7 protein-coding genes are annotated in these 5,175 nt (G+C 63.1%); 1 reads left to right on the top strand and 6 read right to left on the bottom strand.

What is annotated here, in order from left to right; genetic code table 11:
* Positions 1–24: 24 nt before the first annotated feature.
* The 3 genes from BM360_RS19150 to traD form a co-directional block, all read right to left on the bottom strand.
* Complete coding sequence (locus BM360_RS19150) at positions 25–573, bottom strand: replication/maintenance protein RepL (protein ID WP_131819312.1); 549 nt, start codon at positions 571–573, stop codon at positions 25–27.
* A 406-nt stretch (positions 574–979) separates the two neighbouring features.
* Entirely contained in the window at positions 980–1,546 is a 567-nt protein-coding gene (locus tag BM360_RS19145) for a hypothetical protein (protein ID WP_242653594.1), read from the bottom strand.
* Complete coding sequence (gene traD, locus BM360_RS19140; protein WP_093317540.1) at positions 1,539–1,814, bottom strand: conjugal transfer protein TraD; 276 nt, start codon at positions 1,812–1,814, stop codon at positions 1,539–1,541. The genes BM360_RS19145 and traD overlap by 8 nt, the downstream gene beginning before the upstream one ends.
* A 189-nt stretch (positions 1,815–2,003) precedes the next feature.
* On the opposite strand from traD, the gene mobQ reads away from it, so the two are divergent.
* On the top strand, positions 2,004–3,215 hold the full coding sequence (gene mobQ, locus BM360_RS19135; RefSeq protein ID WP_093317537.1) for a MobQ family relaxase: 1,212 nt from the start codon (positions 2,004–2,006) through the stop codon (positions 3,213–3,215).
* A gap of 157 nt (positions 3,216–3,372) precedes the next feature.
* Here mobQ and BM360_RS19130 read toward each other — a convergent pair whose 3' ends face one another.
* From BM360_RS19130 to BM360_RS19120, 3 genes are all read right to left on the bottom strand, one after another.
* Entirely contained in the window at positions 3,373–3,816 is a 444-nt protein-coding gene (locus BM360_RS19130) for a GNAT family N-acetyltransferase (protein ID WP_341350611.1), read from the bottom strand.
* Between the two features lie 126 nt (positions 3,817–3,942).
* On the bottom strand, positions 3,943–4,545 hold the full coding sequence (locus tag BM360_RS19125) for a PIN domain-containing protein (protein ID WP_093317532.1): 603 nt from the start codon (positions 4,543–4,545) through the stop codon (positions 3,943–3,945).
* A gap of 7 nt (positions 4,546–4,552) precedes the next feature.
* The gene (locus BM360_RS19120; protein ID WP_131819311.1) at positions 4,553–5,044 is read right to left on the bottom strand and encodes a hypothetical protein; all 492 of its coding nucleotides are present in this window, start codon (positions 5,042–5,044) and stop codon (positions 4,553–4,555) included.
* Positions 5,045–5,175: the final 131 nt, after the last annotated feature.

Here is a 5,175-nt window from a genome sequence, read left to right as displayed (position 1 = left end):
CGATAGAAGGTTCGAAGGAGTACATCAGCCGCGATCCGCCAGCTTGCCAGCGATCCCGCTGACTAGCGTACCAAGGTTCGCTGCTTCACCCATCGGTTGCCGGGCAGAAGGTTCTCGCGATGCCGGTAAATCGGGTTCCATGCCGGGGAGAGAGGGTTCGCTAGGGGGAGGTAACCCGTCGCCAGTTGGTAGCTGTAGTTCTCCGCGATAGATTGCGGGTAACTCATGCATGGGGCCATTTCCACGCATCTCCAGCGCGTCTTGCTCGGCTTCGGACACAAAGACGGCAGCAGAAAATAAACTATGCCTAAGGCCATCTCGTGGACCAAACCAAGCAACTTGATCATTAACAACGATAACTCGGACAGTTCCCGTAGGTCCAAGTCTCAAGACGTTAATCCATTTACGATCCTGTAATAGTTTTAGAGACCGCTTTACAGTCGCCAAGCTTAGCCCCGTCAGATCACCGATAGCCTGATTGCTCGCAACAAACGCGTTATGGTCGCCCATGCGAGCGGTAATCTGAATCAATATCTTCGCAGCAGAAGAACTTTCGCCCATCAACTGGGCCATTGCCTCCATGCTTTTGCGGGGCACCTGCACCCATTGCTGCCCTCCGGGACCGGGGCCGGGACCCCTAGATAGGGTTACATGCGTGGAAGTGTGTGGAGGAGGCTCGCTCATGATCCCACCCGGCTCATACGTGATCCGATACTGATATTACGTGATCATAATCTGGTCAAATAGCATATGGTTTTTAGTCACAGGTGAGCCGGGGTGGCTCATAGCTGGTGAGCCTCCGAGGCTCATAGCTGGTGAGCCACCCCCCCTTTCTAAGGCATTGAATTAAAACTTTTTCGCATTTTGCCTCTTCTAATGATCTAATGAGCGGCCACGCCCGACCGACGAGGCTGGTGGACGATCATTAGATCAGAGGGAACATAAGAAGAACAAGGAACGCGGCTGGTCGCCGCGTGCGTCAGATGTGAGTCCGCGCCATCACGATCGGAGCGCCTGTGGCAAGCGTGGAGAGGCTTGGCGGGGAAGAAGTGGGTGTTGGAAGGGGCAGCCCCTGAAACGCGCTGTACGGGCTTCCTAGGGGGGTCTGTTGGGCCTGTAGCGGCACCCATCCACCCTTGCAGGTGTGGGTTTTGGCGTTCCAGCGACCGGCACAGCCGTACAGGTGCTGCTCGATGACGGGTTCCTTGGCCCAGCGGTAGGCGAGGGCTGCGGCGAAGATGACCGCCAGCGCGATCAGGGCGGCCCAGAGCCCTTCCTTGAGCCAATCGAGCCAGATGCCCGTGCTGGCCCGCTGGAGCGCCGCTGCGGCCCGTTGCAGGTCGCGGACCTCCGATCCTACCGTCCGGCCCCAGTCGGCCCTCTGGCGGGCATCCTGCTCGATCTGACGGGCCAGCGCGCCCACCTCTTCCGCGATCCCCTCGGCCCCGGCGCGGCGCATGGCGTCGAGCAGGGTGCGGTAGTCGGCGTGAGGATCGCCGGAGGGTGGACCCGCGTCGAACTCGGACGGATCGAAGGGGTCAGCCATCGGCGGGGCCACCCTGGAAGGTCCAGCCCTCGAACGCCTTGCGGTCCTGATCGCGGCTGATGCGGTCCATCAACACACCGAGACGCTTTTCCCATTCCGCGTCCTTCATCGCGGCATCGAGGAGCAGGCCGCCGAGGATGATCTTGCGGCGGGCATCGGCCTTGCGATCGAGGGCGGAGGCGCGGGCCTGAAGCGCCTGCAACCGGGCCTTGGCCTGATCGACCCGCTGCTGGGCCTTCTCGATGGATTCGAGCGTCGGGCGCGCCATAGCTTCTCCGCGTGAAAGCACGAATGTGAGGCACCATATCGCACAACCACGAACGATGCCACCAGAACGACCATAGGGAGAGAATGGCGCACTTATGCAAACTTGCGTTTGCGTGCGTCGGGGCGTAGCCCCGAACCCCGGCGGGCTGTCGCCCGCGCCATGTTGCTACATGGCAAGGAGTGCGCGGCGATGGCGAGCTTCCATCTTGCGGTGAAGACGGTAGGCCGGTCCGCCGGTCGCAGCGCGACGGCGGCAGCGGCCTACCGGGCGGGCGTGGAGATCGCGGACGAGCGTACCGGCGTTGTCCACGACTACACCCGCAAGCAGGGCATCGAGCATCGTGAGATCGTCGCCCCCGCCGATGCACCCGACTGGGTGCAGGACCGGTCGGCGCTGTGGAATGCCGCCGAGCGGGCCGAGACGCGCAAGAACTCTACCGTGGCGCGGGAATATGAAATCGCGCTCCCGGCCGAACTGTCGGCCGACGAGCGGCGCGACCTCGCTGTGGGCCTCGCGCGGGAGATCAGCGAGCGGCACGGGGTGGCGGTGGACGTGGCGATCCACGCACCTGGTCGCCAGGGCGACCAGCGCAACCACCACGCGCACCTCCTGACCACGACGCGGCGGATCGGCGCGGAGGGGCTGGGGGAGAAGACCCGCGAACTGGACCAGAAGACGAGCGGGGAGGTCGAGCGCTGGCGGGCGCGGTTCGCGGAGATGCAGAACGCGGCGCTGGAACGGGCGCAGTCGCACGAGCGGGTCGACCACCGCAGCTACCCGCGGCAGGGACGCGAGCAGGAAGCGACGGTGCACATGGGGCCGAACGTCGTGGCGATGGAGCGCCGGGCCGAGCGGGCGGCGCAGCGCGAGGGGCGCGACTACGAGCCGGCGACCAAGGTCGGGCAGCACAATGCCGGCGTCATCGAGCGCCGGGGGCTGCGCCAGTATATCGAGCAGGGCACCGAGTGGCTGCGCGACGTGGGGCAGCGGGTGTCGCACCGGCTGCACGGGCTGGCGGCGACGTTGAGCGGCGCGGTCGATCGTGATCGGCGAGAAGCGGCCGAGGCGCAGCAGCGTGAGCAGCTAGCCGCCGAGCGTGCCCGGTTGCAGGTGCAGGAGCGCCAGCAGGCGCGCGATCGGGAGCAGGTGGCCGAGCGGTTCAGGACGATCGCGGCGCGGCGCGAGGCGGGCGCCCACGGCTATAGCGACCAGAGCAGCGACTGGCGGGCGACCCCGGAGGCGTTGCGCCGCGCGGTGGACGCCTACAACGGGGCGAACCAGCGGACCCGAGATCTGTATATCGAGCGGATCCAGCGCGAGCCGCAGATGGCCCGCGCAGTGGACCAGCAGCTGCGCGACCGCGAGCTGGTCCTGCAACGCGACCGGGGATTGAGCCGGTGACCGGCGATTTTCCCTTTTCCCCGTCTCGATCGGGGTATTTCGGGAAAATCGAATTGGGAACAGGATTTGGGAAAGCCCCGCCCTACGGCCAGCTATCCGGTTCATGCTCGCACCGGCGTTCCCATGCGACCTTCGTTTTTGGGAACGCGAACCTGTGTCAGGTTAGAGGGATGGCATAAGCGTAGAAGTCGTTGTCTCGCGTCCATCCGGCCCGTTCATACAGAGACTGAGCGGTCGTGTTGGTTACAGCGGTGGAGAGTGACAGCCGCGCCGCTCCTACGTTCCGGCCATACTCACATGCCCCATCCAGCAAAGCTCGACCGGCTCCGGTGCCGCGCGCGCTAGGAACGACAAATAGATCGTTCAGGATGAATGTGCGTGCTAGTCTTGTCGAAGAAAACGATGGAAATAACTGTGTGAAACCAACAGCCTCGCTACCATCAAAAGCAAGAAGGATAATCGACTGCTGATGTTCGAAGCGATCACGGAGGAAAGATCGTGCGCCGTTCGGATCGGACGATTGCCCGTAAAATTCACGGTAGGCGTCGAACAGCGGCACCAGTGTGCTCAAATCAGCGGCAGTAGCTTGGCGAACAATCAACGACGGCAACTCCTACAGCGCTTCGCCATTCGGCGGTAAGCGGGACGGGGACGGCTAATGGTGGATAGCCAGAACTGGCAATGGAACGCCAGCTTCCCCAATTCTCGATCGTTTGCGAAACGATCGTCAGGTGTCCCGGCCCTGCTTCGGCTTTCGGATCGACATGGTAGCGACTTGGGGATTGGCGGTGGGAGCCACGTCAACGATGCGCTGCCACACGTCCTCTGCGCTGCTTACGATCCCGCGCCGCTCGGCCAGTTCAAGGAAAGCGCGCGTGGTCAGTACGTCCGTTGCCATATCCAGCCCAGTTTCGCGGACGAAGCGCGGAATCTTCCCGTTCTCATAGACGATGAGGATGCTGGCATCGCTATGGTAGTCTACATAGCTTCCCAGCCACTGCATGATCGCCAGTTCGCCGGAATCCTTGGCGCGCGTGGTGGGATCGACGGTGCGGGCCTTGGCGAACAGTCTCCCGATCTCGGTCGAGGCGACCAGCACCGGCGCGTTGCTGTCGGGTCTCTGTCCCGCATCGAGCCAGTCCTGTATCTCCTGCGCTCCGGGTTTGGTCATGTCCTGCGTGGCCTCGAATGCGACCATATCGGCCACCACCACGCGTCCCCCGATCTGGTGGAGCAGGTGAAGGGCGTCGGTTTGCGCCAGATGGATCAGCGGGCCGGTGTCCGGCACGATCACGTCGGGCCGCTCGATCGGGGTTTCTACGTCGTCCATGTGATCCTCACTGGTCGCTAGGGCTGTCGCCCTGGCGACCGAATAGGCGGGACCAGAAGCCCCGGCGCGGCTCCGGCTGCTCCCGGCGATCAGAAAGAGCCTGCTCCGCTATGCTGCGCCAATGGTCGCGATCGGCGCGGACCTCATCCCGGAGGGCTTCCAGCCCCGCTATCTCGCCCTCTAGGCGATCGGCGGCAGAGGCGCGGGGGCGAAGAGATGCCAACTCGGCTTGGGCTAGTGCAAGCTGCTCGGTGAGGGTTCGAATGTGACCTTCGAAGCCTTCGATCTGACGTTTTTCGAACCCTTTTATCGAACCCTTCGAAAGGTTCGATAACGAACTCTCGGCAGGCCGGATGCCATCATCCAGCCAAACCCACAGCTTGCCTTGATTGTCGCGCTCTCCCCGCAACTTTCCAGCCTTGAACCGAGAGCGGACACTGTTGGGAGCAATACCAAGAGCGGTCGCTGCGTCTGCCAGAGACATTCGAATATCAGCCATGTTCGAAGCCTTCGATCGAACCCATTTCGAAGCCTTCGATAGAAGGTTCGAAGGAGTACATCAGCCGCGATCCGCCAGCTTGCCAGCGATCCCGCTGACTAGCGTACCAAGGTTCGCTGCTTCACCCATCG

It is taken from the genome of Sphingomonas jatrophae, from assembly GCF_900113315.1.
Lineage (GTDB): Bacteria > Pseudomonadota > Alphaproteobacteria > Sphingomonadales > Sphingomonadaceae > Sphingomonas_P > Sphingomonas_P jatrophae.
The sequence above is the reverse complement of the archived record's forward strand: the minus strand, read 5'-3'. Positions and strand labels throughout refer to the sequence as shown.

What these genes read in the sequence shown, in the direction of transcription:
- BM360_RS19150 (WP_131819312.1), bottom strand. Translation starts at nt 573, where the DNA reads ATGGCCCAGTTGATGGGCGAAAGTTCTTCTGCTGCGAAGATATTGATT.
- BM360_RS19145 (WP_242653594.1), bottom strand. Translation starts at nt 1,546, where the DNA reads ATGGCTGACCCCTTCGATCCGTCCGAGTTCGACGCGGGTCCACCCTCC.
- traD (WP_093317540.1), bottom strand. Translation starts at nt 1,814, where the DNA reads ATGGCGCGCCCGACGCTCGAATCCATCGAGAAGGCCCAGCAGCGGGTC.
- mobQ (WP_093317537.1), top strand. Translation starts at nt 2,004, where the DNA reads ATGGCGAGCTTCCATCTTGCGGTGAAGACGGTAGGCCGGTCCGCCGGT.
- BM360_RS19125 (WP_093317532.1), bottom strand. Translation starts at nt 4,545, where the DNA reads ATGGACGACGTAGAAACCCCGATCGAGCGGCCCGACGTGATCGTGCCG.
- BM360_RS19120 (WP_131819311.1), bottom strand. Translation starts at nt 5,044, where the DNA reads ATGGCTGATATTCGAATGTCTCTGGCAGACGCAGCGACCGCTCTTGGT.